This window comes from Rhizobium lentis (genome assembly GCF_014200175.1).
In the GTDB taxonomy this organism is placed as follows: domain Bacteria; phylum Pseudomonadota; class Alphaproteobacteria; order Rhizobiales; family Rhizobiaceae; genus Rhizobium; species Rhizobium mulingense.
In genome coordinates this window covers 90,823-106,431 of record NZ_JACHBD010000006.1, presented here as the reverse complement: position 1 = coordinate 106,431, position 15,609 = coordinate 90,823, and the positions used below count along the sequence as shown (strand labels likewise).

At 62.2% G+C, this 15,609-nt stretch carries 12 protein-coding genes and 2 pseudogenes; 5 read left to right on the top strand and 9 right to left on the bottom strand.

Annotation, left to right across the window (positions count from 1 at the left end; all coding sequences use genetic code 11):
• Positions 1–124: 124 nt before the first annotated feature.
• The 6 genes from GGI60_RS15565 to GGI60_RS15540 form a co-directional block, all read right to left on the bottom strand.
• Positions 125–1,186 carry an ABC transporter ATP-binding protein gene (locus GGI60_RS15565; RefSeq protein WP_183934535.1) on the bottom strand — a complete coding sequence of 354 codons (1,062 nt, stop codon included), beginning with the start codon at positions 1,184–1,186 and terminating at the stop codon, positions 125–127.
• Positions 1,187–1,208: 22 nt separating this feature from the next.
• Positions 1,209–2,063 (bottom strand): sugar phosphate isomerase/epimerase family protein, encoded by an 855-nt coding sequence (locus tag GGI60_RS15560; RefSeq protein WP_183934824.1) that lies wholly within the window; start codon positions 2,061–2,063, stop codon positions 1,209–1,211.
• A gap of 27 nt (positions 2,064–2,090) precedes the next feature.
• Positions 2,091–3,329 carry an ROK family transcriptional regulator gene (locus tag GGI60_RS15555; RefSeq protein ID WP_088676003.1) on the bottom strand — a complete coding sequence of 413 codons (1,239 nt, stop codon included), beginning with the start codon at positions 3,327–3,329 and terminating at the stop codon, positions 2,091–2,093.
• A gap of 40 nt (positions 3,330–3,369) precedes the next feature.
• The gene (locus tag GGI60_RS15550; RefSeq protein ID WP_183934534.1) at positions 3,370–4,212 is read right to left on the bottom strand and encodes a carbohydrate ABC transporter permease; all 843 of its coding nucleotides are present in this window, start codon (positions 4,210–4,212) and stop codon (positions 3,370–3,372) included.
• Positions 4,209–5,138 (bottom strand): carbohydrate ABC transporter permease, encoded by a 930-nt coding sequence (locus tag GGI60_RS15545; protein ID WP_183934533.1) that lies wholly within the window; start codon positions 5,136–5,138, stop codon positions 4,209–4,211. Before GGI60_RS15545 ends, GGI60_RS15550 begins: the two co-directional genes overlap by 4 nt.
• Positions 5,139–5,382: 244 nt before the next feature.
• Positions 5,383–6,681: an extracellular solute-binding protein gene (locus GGI60_RS15540; RefSeq protein ID WP_183934532.1), complete on the bottom strand. Its 1,299-nt coding sequence runs from the start codon at positions 6,679–6,681 to the stop codon at positions 5,383–5,385.
• A gap of 356 nt (positions 6,682–7,037) precedes the next feature.
• Between GGI60_RS15540 and GGI60_RS15535 the strand changes: the two genes are divergently transcribed.
• Positions 7,038–8,084: a Gfo/Idh/MocA family protein gene (locus GGI60_RS15535; protein WP_183934531.1), complete on the top strand. Its 1,047-nt coding sequence runs from the start codon at positions 7,038–7,040 to the stop codon at positions 8,082–8,084.
• Here the strand turns inward: GGI60_RS15535 and GGI60_RS15530 are convergent.
• Positions 8,081–9,220, bottom strand: coding sequence for an ROK family transcriptional regulator (locus GGI60_RS15530; RefSeq protein ID WP_183934530.1), 1,140 nt, complete (start codon positions 9,218–9,220; stop codon positions 8,081–8,083). The genes GGI60_RS15535 and GGI60_RS15530 overlap by 4 nt on opposite strands.
• Before the next feature lie 141 nt (positions 9,221–9,361).
• Between GGI60_RS15530 and GGI60_RS15525 the strand changes: the two genes are divergently transcribed.
• Positions 9,362–9,904, top strand: a complete 543-nt coding sequence (locus tag GGI60_RS15525) for a hypothetical protein (protein WP_183934529.1) — start codon at positions 9,362–9,364, stop codon at positions 9,902–9,904.
• 53 nt (positions 9,905–9,957) lie between these two features.
• On the opposite strand, the gene GGI60_RS32060 is transcribed toward GGI60_RS15525, so the two are convergent.
• Positions 9,958–10,146 (bottom strand): hypothetical protein, encoded by a 189-nt coding sequence (locus GGI60_RS32060; protein ID WP_246720401.1) that lies wholly within the window; start codon positions 10,144–10,146, stop codon positions 9,958–9,960.
• A 149-nt stretch (positions 10,147–10,295) separates the two neighbouring features.
• On the opposite strand from GGI60_RS32060, the gene GGI60_RS15520 reads away from it, so the two are divergent.
• The 3 genes and pseudogenes from GGI60_RS15520 to GGI60_RS32055 form a co-directional block, all read left to right on the top strand.
• Complete coding sequence (locus GGI60_RS15520; protein WP_183934528.1) at positions 10,296–10,844, top strand: AAA family ATPase; 549 nt, start codon at positions 10,296–10,298, stop codon at positions 10,842–10,844.
• A gap of 183 nt (positions 10,845–11,027) precedes the next feature.
• Positions 11,028–14,054, top strand: coding sequence for a glycoside hydrolase family 38 C-terminal domain-containing protein (locus tag GGI60_RS15515; RefSeq protein ID WP_183934527.1), 3,027 nt, complete (start codon positions 11,028–11,030; stop codon positions 14,052–14,054).
• Between the two features lie 80 nt (positions 14,055–14,134).
• Positions 14,135–14,519: pseudogene (locus tag GGI60_RS32055) on the top strand (methyl-accepting chemotaxis protein); the annotation flags it as partial.
• Between the two features lie 74 nt (positions 14,520–14,593).
• Here GGI60_RS32055 and GGI60_RS15510 read toward each other — a convergent pair.
• Positions 14,594–15,490: pseudogene (locus GGI60_RS15510) on the bottom strand (LysR family transcriptional regulator); the annotation flags it as partial.
• Between the last annotated feature and the right edge of the window lie 119 nt (positions 15,491–15,609).

Genomic DNA, 15,609 nt, shown 5'->3' with positions numbered 1-15,609 from the left:
GGCGGCGTATTCAAACACTTGGTCAGTGCTGCATCATATCTGGGAGGCCGGGGAGTTTGGGCCGGGGGCGCTGATAACGCGCCCCCGGCGGCGCCCGGCCGAAGGGGAGGGGCATTCGGCGGGCTTAACTCAACGGCGCTTCGCCTGTGGTGATCCGCTGCTCGTCGGCGGCGAAGAGGTGCACGGCATCGTGGATCGGCGCGATCTTGAGGATGTCGCCGGGCGCGGCCCTGATCCGCTCGCGGAAGACGCAGGTGAGCGTCTGCCCTCCCAGCCGGACGAGGACGAGGGTTTCCGAGCCCGTCGGCTCCACGACGACGGTCGTCACCTCGATGCCGTCGGGGTCGAGACTGATATGTTCTGGACGGATGCCGTAGATGACGGCGTCGCGCGGGCGGCGCTCGCTCGGCAGCACGAGGCCATCCTCCGTGCGGAAGCCGTTCTCCGTCATGCTGCCCTTGATGAAATTCATGGCCGGCGAGCCGATGAAACCGGCGACGAATAGGTTGCTCGGCCGGTCGTAAAGTTCGAGCGGCGAGCCGGATTGCTCGATCAACCCGTCCTTCATGACGACGATCTTGTCGGCCATGGTCATTGCCTCGATCTGGTCATGGGTGACGTAGATGGTGGTCGTCTGCAAGCGCTGATGCAGTTCCTTGATCTCCGAGCGCATCTGCACGCGCAGCTTGGCGTCGAGGTTCGACAGGGGCTCATCGAAGAGGAAGACGGCGGGATCGCGCACGATGGCGCGGCCCATCGCCACGCGCTGCCGCTGGCCGCCCGAAAGCTGCTTCGGATAGCGCTCCAGCAAATTTTCGAGGCCGAGGATCTTGGCGGCATTGCCAACCCGGTGGTCGATCTCCGACCTCGGCATGCGCTTCAGCCGCAGCGAGAAGCTCATGTTCTTGGCGACCGTCATATGCGGATAGAGCGCGTAGTTCTGGAACACCATGGCGATGTCTCGATCCTTTGGCGCCAACTCGTTGACGATGTGCTTGCCGATCTGGATCTTGCCCGAGGTGATGTCTTCGAGGCCGGCGATCATCCGTAGCAGCGTCGATTTCCCGCAGCCGGAGGGGCCGACCAGCACGACGAATTCGCCGTCGCCGATATCGACCGACACGCCTTTGATGGCTTTGAACGCGCCGTAATCCTTGCGCGCATTGTTGACCGAAACATGGGCCATGAAACTCCTCCAGAATTCGCCGTCAAAGTCCGTTCAAGACGCTTTTGAGATAATCGAGGCCGAGGCGTTCGCCCTCCTTGCGCGCATGGAGATCCTTGCCCGGCCAGCCATAGGCGGCATCTTCATGCTCGATTGACAGCGTGCCATCGAAGCCATGTGCGCGCGCCTGGCTGAGGAAACGTGGCCAGTCGAGAAGGCCGAGCCCCGGCAGCTTGTATTGCCACCAGCCCTTGCCGTGATAGCCGATCGCCTGCAGCGCCTGGCGATCGATCGCGGTATCCTTGGCATGCAGAATGGCAATGCGATCCTTCACCGTCTCCAGCGCGTGATAGGGATCGACGCCGATGCGGATGAGGTGCGAGGGATCGAATTCCAGCCCGAAGCGGCGATCCGGGATTCTGGCGAAAAGCGCCTGCCAGCCCTTCGGCGTGGTGCCGATGAAATTGTCTTTCGGTCCCGGCCAGTTTTCGATCGCAAACGTGAGGCCGGAGGATTGCGTCTCGGCGATCAGACCGTTCGCGAAGTCGGCGAAATCGTCATAATTGGCCTCGTCGCTGGCGCTGTCGTCCCGGCCCGGAAAGATCACGAAGATCGGCACGCCGGTCTCGCCGATCGCCTGGGCGAACTCCGCCGTCCTTGCCCGGAGCTCCCGGCGCCTGTCGCGGTCGGCATCGAGCTGGTTGCCGAAATAGGTGAGAGAGGAGACGAAGAGGCCGCGGCTTCTCGCCAGCGCGACGGCGTCGGCCACCCGGTCGGGTGTCTTGATATGGCCGCCGACATCGATCTCGATCGCATCGAAACCGGCCGATGCGGCGAAATCCGCCACTTCCTCCAGCGGGCGGTCATTGAATGTCGAGGTATAGAAGCCGATCTTCACCATATCCTCCCGGGCCTTGCGGCCGTTTCAACTGTTCAGCCGATCCATGAATTTTAGTGGCGAGCGGGTGCGTTGGGCGACATCCGCCGATGCGAGCATGAGGGCGGCCGCCATCGGCATCGCCGCCGCGCCGATCGCCGAGGCGTCCTCGCCGATCGAGGCGCGATGCAGCGACGGCAGGTTGGTGTCCTCGGCGTCGAGATGCTCGTGCACATAACGCAGCAATTCATCGACGATGCGGATCGGCAGCCTGCCGCCGACGAGCACGGCGTCGGGATCGACGATCATGGCGATATGTTTGACGGCGACCGCCAGATGCGCGCTCATTTCCTTGAGCCACTGCGAAACGAGCCGTCTTCCATGCGCATCGAGCGTCAGCAGATCCTGGGGAACGCTCACTTCGATGCCGTGTTTGGCGAGGAAATCATAGAGGAAGAACAGCGAGAAGATCTCGCCGAGAAGCTGGACCTTCTGGCCCTTGCCGTCGCGGCCGTCGGCGATCGGCAGCCAGCCGATCTCGCCGCTGAGGCCCATGGCGCCGCGATGGCCGTTGCCGTCGAGCACCAGGCCGCCGCCGGGGCAGGCATTGACGGCGATATAGAAGAAGCTGCTGCTTTCGGCGCCGAGACCGTAATCGAGCTCGGCAAGGGCTGCGGCATTGGCCTCGTTCTCGATGAAGACGGGGTGCTGCGTCAGGTTCTCGAGGGCTGAGCGCACATCGAATTCCGTCCATTCCTGATAGGCGTCGGGCTTGCCGAGCAGCGAGATTTCGCCGAGCCAATCCGGCACGGCGAGACCGATGCCGCAAAGGCGCGCATCGTCGATCAGCCGGCTGCGCTGGAAATGCGAGATCGCATCCGATGTCAGCTGCATGAATTCGCCAGGCAGGATGAAGCGCTTTTCGTGATGCACGCGGGCACGCACATTGCCGACGGCATCGACGGCGAGGATCGTCAAATGATCGCGGTCGATATTGATGCCGATGGCGTAAGAGGCGTCCGGGTTGATTTCGAGCTCGATTGCCGGCTGGCCGCGCAGCCCATGCCGCCGGCGGGCTTCCATGATCAGGCCTTCGTCGAGCAGGCGGTCGACGATGCGGGCGATGGCCGGTTTGGTGAAGCCGGTGCGCCTTGCGATTTCGGCGCGCGAGATCGGCGCCTGGCGATGGATGCAGCGCAGGACGACGGCCCTGTTGTGCTCGCCGGCATCTTCGACATTGGCCCCCGTCAGATCGGGGGAGAGCCTCGTGCCGGGCATCTGGTTCATGCGTTCAATCCTTCCTTGCGCTTCACGGGCAGAACCGGCCTCATCCCTTCACCGCGCCGCTGGTCATCGCGCCGAGGATCAGCCTCTGCAGCGACAGGAAGGCCACGATCGCCGGAACGACCGAGATCAGGCAGGCGGCGGCAAGCAGCTGGATGGACGAGTCGGTCTGCATGCCGCGGAAGTTAAAGATTCCGACACCGATCGGCATCAGGTCATTTTTGGTGAGCAGCAGGAACGGCACGAGGAATTGCGACCAGCCGGCAATGACGGTGATGATGAAGACCGAGGCGATGCCCGGCGCCGACAGCGGCAGGATGATCCGCCAGAAGACCGAGAACCGGTTGCAGCCGTCGATCATCGCCGCCTCGTCGAGGCTGCGCGGGATGCCGTCGACCGTGCTCTTCAACAGCCAGGTCGCCAGCGGAACGCCGAGCGCGATATAGACCATGACGACGGCAAAATGCGTGTCCAGCATTCCGAGCCGGTTCATGTAGCGGTAGAGCGGCACCATGATGACGAGCGGCGAGATCATCTGGAAAAGCAGCAGCCCCATCATCGACAGGCCCTTGCCGCGGAAATTGAAGCGGGAAAAGGCGTAGGCCGCGGGCAGCGCCACGATCAGCACGCCGAAGCCGCTGAGTGCTGCGAGCTTCAGGCCGTTCCAGAGATAGATCGGGAAATAGCTGTTGTTGAGAACGGTGATGAAATTGTCGATGGTCGGATTGTTGGGAATATAACGCGCCGCGCCGCGATAGATCTCGCGCTTGTCGCGCATCGCCATCGACAGGAGATAGGTGAGGGGGCCGGCGAAGAAGATGAACATCGCCAGCATGAAGAGATAGCTCATGGCATCGCCGAGCGGTGTTCCGGTGCGTCGGCTCATTGCTCTTCCTCCTTCGGCAGGAACGAGGCGTAGATGAAGGCGAGCCCGAGGCTGATGATCAGCATCAGCACGGAGAGCACGCTGCCGCCGGAGAGATCGTAGTTCCGGAAGACGATGTTGAAGACGTAGAGCGAGATCACCTCGGTCGCGCGCCCGGGACCGCCGCCCGTCAGCGTGATGATCGCATCGAAGGTGTTCACCGTCTGGATGGTGATGAGGATCATGTTGACGAGGATGGCAGCGCGCAGCTGCGGCAGCGTGACGAAGAAGAACTGCTGCGAGGCGGTGGCACCGTCGACTTCGGCAGCTTCATAGAGCGAGGGATCGATCGCCTTCAGCGCCGCATACATGACGACCATGGAAAAGGCGGTGCCGCGCCAGATGTTGGAGATCAGCGTCGACCATGGAGCGATGGCCGGATCGGATAGCCAGGCAACGGTCGGCATGTGCATCAGCCTTAGAATGCTGTTCAGCGCGCCGTAGGGCGCTTCGGAAAACAGCATCTGCCAGATGATGCCGCCGGCAATGCCGGGCACGACCCAGGCGACCAGCGCCGTCGTTCTCAGGATCGTCGTGCCGAACAGGCCGCGCTTTTCACCACGGATGACCGTGACGGCGACGGCAAGGCCGAGGATCTGCTGGCCGATGACGCTGCCGCCGACGAAGATCAGCGTCGCCCATAAAATGTCGGGCAGCTGCGGCGAGCTCAGCGCATTGGTGATCGAGCCAAGCGTATAGTCCTGATTGTCGCCGATCAGCGTGGCGTTCGTGAAGGAAAGCCGGAAAACATCGATGACGGGGTAAAGATAGAATATGCCGATGACGATGATCACGGGCATGATCCAGGGCAGGGGCGCGCCGGCGAAACGGCGCATGAACGTTCTGCTTTGAGGCGGGCTGTCGGCCTCGAGGGCAATAGGGCTCATTGGCTTCTCTGTCCTGATTTGGCAAAGCCGGCGACGCCCGCGGGCGGGCGCCGCCGCTGTCTTAAGCGTTGGAGATCGCGGCTGCCCCTCACCCTAACCCTCTCCCCGCTCGCGGGGAGAGGGGACGTGCCCTGCGAGAGGTAGAAGGGAACGGAGAGATCGCGGCTTGTCCCTTCTCCCCGTCACAACGGGGAGAAGGTGGCGGCAGCCGGATGAGGGCCTTCTCCTGAGCTTAACCGCAGCATCACAGACGCTTGTAAGCCTCCATCGCCGCGCTGAATGCGGCATCCAGAGCTTCTTCCGGCTTCTTCGTGCCCGAAAGCACGTCGCCCATCATGATCTGGATCTGGTTGGATATTTCAGGATAGATCGGAACGCCGGGGCGAGCCTGGCCGTTGACCAGAGCCTGGGCGAAGGTCTTGTTGGCTTCGGTAGAGAAGACCTCATACTTGTCGAAGAGCGATTTGCGGGTCGGCAGCTGCTGCTGCAGTGCGTTGGCCGGCCCCATATAGACCTCGCGGGCGAGGTTGGCGCACATCTCGATTTTGTCCTTGTCCTTGCTGAAGGACGCGATCGTCCAGCCGCCAGTGCCCGTTGAGCGCTGATCGGCCGTCGGGCCGGGGATCGGCGAGAAGGTCCAGTTGGCGAACTCGTCTTCGTCCAGCGTCGTCTTCAGCTGCGCATATTGCCAGTTGCCGCCGATGAAGAGGGCGGTCGTGCCGGCTGCCGCGGCAGCGTTCATGTCGTCGTAATTGGCGATGGTGCTGACGCGTTTGGGAGCCGCGCCGGAATCGACGAGATCCTTGAAATAATTCAGCGCCTTCAGGAATTTTTCCTTATTCTCGCCCTCGCCAAAGACGGGCTTGCCGCTGTCGTCGACGAGTTTGCCGCCGAGCGCCCAGTAATTGGCAAGCCAGTCGAACGTCGTGCCTTCCCAGCGCCCGCCATTGAAGAGCACGCCTTCCATGCCTTCCTTGGTGGAGGCAAGGGCGGCCTTCTTCAGGTCGTCCCAGGTCTCAGGCGCATCTGCAACGATCGACTTGTTCCGGTAGAGCACGCGAAGGTCCGTATCCCACCACCAGGCGCGTACCGTCTGGTCCTTGTCGGTGATGCCGGCGCGGATGAAGGGGAAGAGATCGTCCACTTCTTCCTTGGAGAAGTAGGGCGTGAAATCGGCCAGCACCTTGTTGACCATGAACTGCGACAGCACGAAGGAGTCGACGGCGGCGCAATCCGGCGCATTGCCGGCCTTGGCCTGTTCCAACATCTTGGCCTGCTCGGTGCCGATGTCGGAGGACATGAACTGCATCTGCAGTTTCCACTCGGGATGCTTCTTGATGAATTCGACGAAGAGTTTCTGATAGCCCTCGGCGATGGCGGGATCGGAATTGTTCGGGCTGTCGTTGGTCAGGCGGACGACGAGGGTCTTGGCCGCATCGGCAAGACCGATCCGGTCTTTACTAGCTAGTTCCTGGGCAAAAATGGCGGATGCTGAAAATAAAACAGTGCTCAGCGCCAATGCGCTGACGGTCGCGCTCTTCATGATGGGTCTCCTCCCCATTTTGAACGATTACAGCTTGGCGGTCAGTTGACCTCTCCTCATTTCCGTGCTGCATTAATTAGATTAAGTTACTTTGATTTGATGTCAAGCCAGAGCTTTGGGAGGATCGAGATGATGCTGGCGACATTCAACAGCAGCTAGCGCGCTGCCGGCGAAAATCGAGTCGACTTCGCGAGGTCATGCGCCGGATCGAAGGTGATGGAGCGTCCACCGGACGCGCGGCGCATCCACCCCGCAATTTTCCCGAGGAAGAGCCCGAGCGATCACGGATGACCGTGACCGCAAGCGGCGGTTTTTGCCCGGCGGCAGCCGGAAACCCAAACTCTGTGGAGGAGACGATGCGTTTACTCATTCTCGGCACCGGCGGCATGGCCAACCAGCACGCAGCGCGCTTCAAGGCGATCGAAGGCGTCAGCGTTGTCGGCGGCGTCGATGTCGTTCCGGAGCGGCTGGCGGCCTTCTGCACCGAACACGGCATCGCCAATCATTTCCTCTCGCTCCAGGACGCGCTCGCCTGGGGTGAGTTCGATGCGGTCGCCAATGTCACGCCCGACAGCATCCACCACCCGACGACGCTGCAGGCAATCGCCGCCGGCAAGCATGTCTTCTGCGAAAAGCCGCTCGCCACCGATGCGGCGAAAGCCATGGAGATGACCGAGGCGATCGAGCGGGCGGGCAAGGTCGGCATGGTCAATTTCACCTACCGCAACTCGCCGGCGCTGCAGAAAGGCCGGCAGATGGTGCTCGCCGGCGAGATCGGCGCGGTGCGCCATGTCGAAGCGTCGCATCTGCAAAGCTGGCTGGTCGGCCGTCACTGGGGCGACTGGAAGAGCGAGAGCAAATGGCTGTGGCGGCTGAGCAAGAAGCACGGCTCGAACGGCGCGCTCGGCGATATCGGCATCCACATTGTCGATTTCGCCTCCTACGGCTCCGGCCTCGACGTCGCCCATGTCTTCGCCCGGCTGAAGACCTTCGACAAGGCGCCCGGCCACAAGATCGGCGAATATGATCTCGATGCCAATGACAGTTTCACCATGAATGTCGATTTCACCAATGGCGCGATCGGGACGATCCAGGCGACACGCACCGCCGCCGGCCAGATGGACCAACTGCGGCTTAGGGTCTACGGCGAAACCGGCTCGGTCGAGATGATCTACGATACCGGCAATTCGACGCTGCGCGCCTGCCTCGGCGAGGACGTGCACACGGCGACCTGGCGCGACGTGCCGTTCGATCCCGTCGAGACCAACTACCAGCGTTTCGTCCAGGCGGTGCGGGCGGGGAAGACCCAGGAACCATCCTTCCGCCGCGCGGCGAATATCCAGAAGGTACTCGACAAGGCGCTCGCTTCCGATCTCAGCCACAAGGACGAGGCACTCACTTAGGCCGAAGCCGGCGGCAGCAGCAGCGTGTTGAGGAAGGGCAGCAGCGCCGCACCGAGCGCGACACCGCCGCCGCTGAAGCTTGCCGGCCGCATCGGCGAAATCCACGGCGTGATGATCGGGCGTGTGGATGTATCGCGCCGCTCGATCGAAAGCTGGTGGATCAGCGCCTCGATCACGCCCTGCGGCAGATCTCCGCCGATCATGACGGTGCTCGGGGCGAAGAAACCGGCCATGGCGATGATCGGATCGAGCAGATGGCCGGCGGCCTCGCGGATCCATTGCGACAGCAAGGGGCAGGAGAGTTCCTCGCCCTTCAGCAGCCGGGCGAAGTCCTCGTCGCCGATGCGCGCGCGCAAGGAGCCGAAGCCGACGACGGTATTGAGCAGAACATTGTCCGGCCCCGTCAGCATTTCGCCGATGCTGCCCGCCCGCCCGTGCACGCCGGAATAGGGAACGCCGCGGATGAGGAAGCCCGCCTGCACGTCGTCGTCGATGATGATCATCGCGAGCCCGCCCTCCGGCAGGGCGCTGCCGATGGTGCGTTCGGCAAGAAGGCCCGCCGTGCACTCGTTTTCCACATAGGGACGCGCGATCGTCGACATCGCGGCGATCGCGTCGCTCTTATCCTCCGTCCAGTCGTTGGCGGCAATGCCGAGCCCGATGACAGGCAGGGCGGGGTGCCGATCGACCATGTCACGGGCGGCCGCATGCACCAGCCTGACCTTGTCCGCCGGATCTACGTCGAAATAGGCCCGCTCATGCACCTGGCCGCTCAGATCCACGAGCACGATCTCGCCGCGCCGCTCACGAAGCTTGACCCCGACCGAAAAGGCCCCTTCCGGCCGCAACGCGAATTCCGTCGCCGTAGCGCCGCCACGGAGCCCGTTGCGGCGGTTCGACGTGACGAGCTTCTCATCCGCCAGCCGCCGCAGAATATTGGTGATGCCAGGCCCGGTCAGCCCGCTATGCCGCCCCAGCTCGGTGCGGGTCAGCGGCCCATGCCGGCGGATCGCTTCCAGGATGACGCGAATATTCCGATCGGCGATTTCCCCCGACCTCAGACCCACCGTTTTGGCGCGCGGACCGCCCATCTCCTGGGTGTGAAGCCGACGCGGCCCTGACCGAAGATACCGCATGACCGTCTTTCTTAGAGCACTATCCGATTGTGTATCACGCTTGCAGGTGTTCGTAACAATTTTCCAGTAGGTGGTGTAACGAAGGGCTGCGGCTCTACACAGTTAGGTGTGCTTGGAATTACTTGCGTGGAGAGTTGACCGATGAACAATGAACATTCTCCCGCCATTGACCGTGACCCAAACGCCGCCCAGCCAGTTCTCGTACTGCGAGCGAGCGTTAGATACCTCTCCATGATCCTTGGCCTCCTGGCGCTCTTTTCCGTCTATCTCTCACTTATCGCCCTTGGGCAGATCGAAACGAGCAGACGCACGAGCGGTGTCGGAGAGGGCTTATTCGCGATCGTCTTCCTCGGCCTCATCGTTTATGTCGTGGTAAACGCTCGGAATGTGGACTTCACGAAGCCCATTATGGTGATCGGGCCCGACGGCATCATTGCTCAAAGGCTGCCGAAGCCCATCCCTTGGTCAATGATCGAACGTGTCGATATCCCCCAATCCGGGCAGGCGGAATTCATCTATGTGACTGTCCGCAAAGACGCTGATCCCGAGATACTTGGACAGTTGCGCAAGGAGCAGCCTGTTGAAAGGACCGTCGCGATACCGCATAGATGGGTTCCGGGGTTCAGTTCAAGCGAAGTCAAGGACATCGTGAATCACTACTTTGAACGCTCACGACAAAGCTGAAGCGGAATGAATATCTGCTTCCGGCGGCTCATCGCTCCGACCGGCCCTATGATTTAGTAGCTGCAAGGGCGATCGTTGCCGAAGCCGTCCCGGCAGGCAGGTCTGAGTCCATAGTCGACGCTGCTGTATCCAACCGAGCCGGTTTGCACCGAGTCTGTTGAGCTGGTCGTGCAGGAAGACAATGACAAGGCAACCGCGATGACGGCTGCTACGGCTGCCAATGATTTGCGAATCTGGAGCATCCTACCCTCCTAATCGCCGGCTGAGAGCCAGCGTCTTCAATGTGATTCCCCTGCAGATAGGCGGATGCGACGATCGGTAAACTGTTGCGCCCGATCAAGATTCCGTTATTTGTTGAAAGTGCGGCGCCGGCTTTCGAGCGGAGGACACCATGCCCGCAGCAATACTGATTGGAGCCTCTGGTTCCGGCAAAACGACCATCGCTCGGGCAATTGCCGAGCGCTCTCCCGACGATACGGATGTTCTCTTCTTTGACTCGATAGGCGTGCCGAGCGCTGAGGACATGATGCGAGAATATGGATCGGGCGAAGCTTGGCAGTTGGCCAAGACGGTCGAATGGATGAGGAGGATCGCCGAAATTGCCACGTCAGGACGACAGCTCGTATTTGAGGGCCAAACGCGGCTTTCATACTTGGCTGAAGGCGCGGTCGCCGCGGGCTGGGGCGACTATATCCCGATCCTCATTGACTGCGATGATGCTACAAGAGCCGCTCGGCTGACTTTCGACCGACGACAGCCCGAACTCGCTAATCCCGAGATGATGAAATGGGCAAAGTATCTGAGACTAGAGGCGCGAGCGCATGGATGTGAGATTTTAGACACCTCTGCCATCTCGGTAGAGCAAGCCACCTCTTGTGTCTTGAGCCTCATGCAGACCGCCGGTACGCGGCCATCGGAGCCTTCTCTATCGTCGAGATGACGCGGCGGTAATGAGGGTTCACAACAACCCTTTCGGACTTGACGGCAAATCAAAGTTACTTAATCTAAGCGCCGCCAGGAACCGCTGGGAGGAGGGCCGGCATATCGCGATCTTCGCGCCATCTTCATCTCCCAAAGCCATGACTCCGAATCGCTCGCCGCCGATTTTCAACAGGGATAAACCATGCCTCTGACAATTGCCCAACGCCTCGATCGCCTCAAAGTCCGCATTGCCGAGCTGGCGCACTGGCGGGATCGGCAGAGTAGCCCGATCGACGGCTGGACCTTCGAGGGCGAGCCGATAAGCCATCAGCAGGATTGGCCGCATCGCCAGGGCGTGGTGCATTTTGCTGCCAGCGCCGAGGCGCCGGCGGGCTGGCCGCTCGTGGATATCCGCCTGCAGCTCGATCTCGGCGGCGAGAGCCTGATCACGCTGAGCTATCCGGATGGCCAGAGCGAGACATTCGGGCTCGATCCCTATCATCAAGAGTTTCCGGTCAAGGGCCGCCGCTTTTCGATCGCGACGGAAAGCGTCGCGCGTTTTCCCTTCGGCGAACCGAACCGGGCGCCGAGACTGAACAAGGCCCGGTTCATCTGGCTCGACGGTCCGGCTCGTCGCCTGCATCTTTTGCTGAAGCAGGTTTCCGAGGCGATCGAGGTGCTTGGTGATCATGAAGTCGTGCCGCATCTGGCCGATGCCGCCGAGAACGCCTTGCGCAGCCTCGACTGGCCGTCCGATACGGCGGCCTACGTCTCCCGCACCGCCGATGCCGTCATGCAGCAGAAGATCTGGGAGCTGCCGGAACTCGAGGAGAATCCAGCAGGGCTCTCCGACGAGCAGAGTGCTTCGGCATCGTCCGCCTTCGAAGTGCTGACGGCGCGGCTGAAGGAATTGCAGAAACGCTTTCCGCCGAATGGCGAGCTGCTGCTGACCGGCCATGCACATATCGATCTCGCCTGGCTCTGGCCCTATCGCGAGACGCGGCGGAAGATGCGGCGCACGTTCAACACGGCGCTGTCGCTGATGGAGCGTTCCGACGATTTCCGCTTCAACCAGTCGACCGCGCATTATTACGCGCAGATGGAAGAAGAGGATCCGGAACTTCTCGAACGCATCAAGGCGAAGGTCGCGGATGGAAAGTGGGAAACCGTCGGTGGCATGTGGGTAGAGCCCGATACCAACATGCCGACCGGGGAGAGCCTCGTCCGCCAGGTGCTCTACGGCCAGCGCTATTTCGAAAAGACTTTCGGCTTCCGTCACACGGTGTGCTGGCTGCCGGATTGCTTCGGTTTCTCAGGCGCGCTGCCGCAGATCCTGAGGCAGGGCGGCATGGACAGCTTCTTCACCATCAAGGTCAATTGGAGCGAGACCAACCATATTCCCTCCGATCTTTTCTGGTGGAAAGGCCTCGACGGCAGCCAGGTGCTGACCCACACCTTCGACAATCCGATGCAGGGCTATAACGGCTTCGTGCAGGCCGATTGCTACGTGCCGACCTGGAAGAATTTCCGCGGCAAGGTGCACCATCATGCCTCCCTTCTCGCCGTCGGCTATGGCGACGGCGGCGGCGGCGTGACGCCCGAAATGGTGGAGCGCGAAGTGCAGCTACGCGATTTTCCCGCCATTCCGCAGGCGCGCTGGGGCACGGTCAAGGGCTTCTATGAAGAGGCGCACCGCACCGCATCTGAAAAGAGCCTGCCCGTCTGGGACGGCGAGATCTATCTCGAACTGCACCGCGCGACGCTGACGACGCAAAGCGGCGTCAAGCGCAAGCACCGCCAGGCCGCGCGTGCGCTGATCACCGCCGAAACCATTGCTTCGCTTGCCCATATGCTGGGCGCGGACAAGCCCAGAAGCCTGGAAGCCGATTGGCGCGTGGTGCTGAAGAACGAGTTCCACGATATCCTGCCGGGCTCGAGCATCCGCGAGGTCTATCAGGATGCCGAGCAGGAGCTTAGCGGCGTGATCGACAATGCCGGCGCCGAGCAGGCAAAGGCCTTGCAGGCGCTCTCGGCGCATCTGCCGAAAGGCGGCGTCGGCGATGCGCTTGTCGTCGTCAATCCGTCGCTTGCGCCGCGGCCCCTCAGCGCCAAGCTCGCCGACGGAACCGTCGTCTCGGCCGCGGATATCGTCGCTCCCCTGTCCGTCGCCGTCTTTGACAGGCAGGCGCTGCGGTCGCCGGGGGGGCTGAAGGCAACATCCGATCGCCTCGAAAACGATCATCTCGCCGTCGTCATCGGTAGGGACGGAGCGGTTGCGAGCCTCGTTCATAAGGCGAGTGGCCGCGAAGCGGTCGACGGCTCGGCAAACCAGCTCTGGGTCTATCCGGCCGACAAGCCGCGCAATTGGGACGCCTGGGATATCGATGCCGATTATGCTGAAAAGGCCGTCCGTCTCGAAGCGCCGGAAAGCATCTCGCTCGTCGAAAGCGGCCCGCACCGCGCGGCGATTCGCGTCGTTCACCGCTACCGGAATTCGAGCGTCACGCAGACCTACGTGCTCAGCGCCAATGCCAAGCGGCTCGACATTGAAACGACGATCGACTGGCACGACCGCCGCACACTGCTGCGCACCCTCAATCCGGTTGACGTCAAGGCCCGCAAAGCCGCGTTCGAATGTGCCTTCGGCATCGTCGAGCGGGCGACGCACACCAACACTTCCTGGGAGCAGGCGATGTTCGAGGCTGTCGCCCATCGCTTCGTCGATATCAGCGAGCCGGGATTTGGCGTTGCGCTGCTCAACAATGCCAAATACGGCCACAGCGCCCGCGGCAATGTCATCGGCATGAGCCTGGTGCGCGGACCGGTCTATCCCGATCCGCTGGCCGACGAAGGCGAGCAGAGCTTCACCTATGCGTTGATGCCGCATGACGGCGCCTGGCATGAAGGCGGCGTGCTCGACGAGGCGATCGATCTCAACCAGCCACTCGTCGCGCTTGGAGCTCAAGGCCTCTCGGCCGGCACTTTCACGCCGCTGGCGATCAGTGGTGTGCCGGTTGCCTTTTCGAGCCTTAAGCCGGCGGAAGAGGGCGATGGCCTGATCCTCCGCCTCTACGAACCCGCCGGCCGGCGCGGCCGCCTCTCCCTTGCCCTGCCATCCGAATGGTCGGTATCGCAGCCGCTCAACATTCTCGAAGAGCCGATGGCGCGGAAAGGCCCCGCCGACATCATGCCGTTCGAGATCAGGACCTGGAAGCTGCAACGGGCCTGAGACTGTTCTTGAGATGACTCGCAGCAAATGCTGGGGGGCGTTCCCCTCACGCGAGCCTGCCCGTCCTATCGGCTAGGGGAACTGGTGACGGCGACGGGCGAGGCTGGGCCAGACCCAGGATCGACGAGCATGTCCGCTCGATCGCAACGGCGGCAAGAGAACAGTCGACCGGCCTTTTCGAAGTCTCGACCGCGGTCAACCAGATGGATCAGGTCACGCAGGGGAACGGGGCCATGGTCGAGGAAACCACGGCCGCGGCCAACCGGCTGGCGGAAGAGACGACCAATCTTTCCCGGCTGATCGCCCGTTTCAACCTGGACGCCACGCAGATCGCGCACCAGGCCTTCACCCCGCAAAGGAGACGGTCGCCTCGCCAGCGCGCGCGCTCGGCCAGAAACTCGCTGGCGCCTTTGGCGGTAGTGCTGAACGGCGACTGCTGCCGCGGCCTCCTGCGAGGAGTTCTGACGGAAGCGCGTACGGTCGGCTCTTGAAAGCGACCTCAATGTGCTGATGAAATCGTGATCAGTTTGCCGCCGGTCGAAAGCCTCGGGTCGAGCGGCGAAATTCTCGACCACGAAATCCACGAAGGCGCGGATTTTGGGTGAAAGCTGGCGGTTCGACGGCCAGACGAGCGAGAGCGAGCCGAAGGGCGCCATGAAGGTGGTGAGGGCGGGGATCAGGGTGCCGGCCCTTATGTGCGGCTCGGCGACATAGACGGGCAGATGCGCGAGCCCGAGACCATCTTTTGCCGCCCGCAACCCGGCATCCGTATTGTTGAACGTCAAGTTTTTCGGCAAAAGCAGGCGCTCGTGCGGCGGGCGGAACGCCCAGGGCGCGGTGCGGCCGCTGGATGGGTATTTGAAGTGAATGCAGGCGTGCCCCGAGAGATCGTCAGGCGTCTCCGGCTGTCCGTGAAGTTCGAGATAGGCGGGGCTCGCGCAGACGACGAAATGCTGCTCGCCGAGACAACGGGCGATCAGCCGCGCATCGGCAAGCTCGCCGCTGCGCACGACCACATCGAGCCCTTCCGTAATGAGATCGATGACCCTGTCTTCGAAATCGATGTCCAGTTCGATCTCTGGGAACTGCGCGGTGAAGCTTGGCAGGATCGGCAACAGAAGGTGGTGGCCGACGATATGCGGAACGCTGATGCGCAGGCGCCCCCTCGGGCGGTCCCGGCCCTTTGATACGGCTGCCTCCGCGTCCTGCATGTCGTCGAGGACGCGTTTGTAGCGCTCGTAGAGGACAGTCCCTTCCTCGGTCAGGCTGATGCTGCGCGTCGTGCGGTTGAAGAGCCGCACGCCGAGGCGGCTTTCCAGGCGCGCGACCGCCTTGCCGATGGCCGAAGGCGAAATGCCGGCGAGACGCGCGGCGGCCACATAGCTTTGCTGTTCGGCGGCATGAACGAAGGCGACGACACTTGCGAGACTATCCACGGGCACATCCGATTGAGGACATTTTTTCCTTTATGTAAATCCAAAGACCATGTTGATCAACATTGCGTAACAAATATCCTTTGTCTCGGATACCCGGCCCAACTTGAAGGAGCGAATGC

Bases quoted from the DNA above. Each gene is read 5' to 3' on its own strand.
- GGI60_RS15565 (WP_183934535.1), bottom strand. From the start codon at position 1,186: ATGGCCCATGTTTCGGTCAACAATGCGCGCAAGGATTACGGCGCGTTC.
- GGI60_RS15540 (WP_183934532.1), bottom strand. From the start codon at position 6,681: ATGAAGAGCGCGACCGTCAGCGCATTGGCGCTGAGCACTGTTTTATTT.
- GGI60_RS15530 (WP_183934530.1), bottom strand. From the start codon at position 9,220: ATGCGGTATCTTCGGTCAGGGCCGCGTCGGCTTCACACCCAGGAGATG.
- GGI60_RS15525 (WP_183934529.1), top strand. From the start codon at position 9,362: ATGAACAATGAACATTCTCCCGCCATTGACCGTGACCCAAACGCCGCC.
- GGI60_RS15555 (WP_088676003.1), bottom strand. From the start codon at position 3,329: ATGAACCAGATGCCCGGCACGAGGCTCTCCCCCGATCTGACGGGGGCC.
- GGI60_RS15545 (WP_183934533.1), bottom strand. From the start codon at position 5,138: ATGAGCCCTATTGCCCTCGAGGCCGACAGCCCGCCTCAAAGCAGAACG.
- GGI60_RS15520 (WP_183934528.1), top strand. From the start codon at position 10,296: ATGCCCGCAGCAATACTGATTGGAGCCTCTGGTTCCGGCAAAACGACC.
- GGI60_RS32060 (WP_246720401.1), bottom strand. From the start codon at position 10,146: ATGCTCCAGATTCGCAAATCATTGGCAGCCGTAGCAGCCGTCATCGCG.
- GGI60_RS15550 (WP_183934534.1), bottom strand. From the start codon at position 4,212: ATGAGCCGACGCACCGGAACACCGCTCGGCGATGCCATGAGCTATCTC.
- GGI60_RS15515 (WP_183934527.1), top strand. From the start codon at position 11,028: ATGCCTCTGACAATTGCCCAACGCCTCGATCGCCTCAAAGTCCGCATT.
- GGI60_RS15535 (WP_183934531.1), top strand. From the start codon at position 7,038: ATGCGTTTACTCATTCTCGGCACCGGCGGCATGGCCAACCAGCACGCA.